Annotated in this window: 1 pseudogene; it reads right to left on the reverse strand. The window is 26.6% G+C overall.

What is annotated here, in order from left to right:
• Positions 1-244, reverse strand: a pseudogene (locus tag SB658_RS26705) (peptidase domain-containing ABC transporter); the annotation flags it as partial.

A 244-nucleotide genomic window follows, 5' to 3' on the forward strand; every position in this document is an offset into this window, starting at 1 on the left:
GATTCTTCCAAAGACGATAATATTCAGCCTTCATAAATAATAATTCTTCATGAGAACCTTGTTCTATAATATTTCCATTTTTCATTACAAAAATTTTATTTGCATGCTGAATCGTACTTAATCTATGTGCAATCATAATTACCGTTATTCCTAGTAAACCTAATTCTTTTAGCATATCTGTAATTAATTTTTCTGTTGTGGAATCTAAATTACTAGTAGCTTCATCTAAAATTAAAATATCTGG

The sequence above is a fragment of the Bacillus sp. SIMBA_008 genome, from assembly GCF_046535495.1.
GTDB classification, from domain to species: domain Bacteria; phylum Bacillota; class Bacilli; order Bacillales; family Bacillaceae; genus Bacillus; species Bacillus subtilis.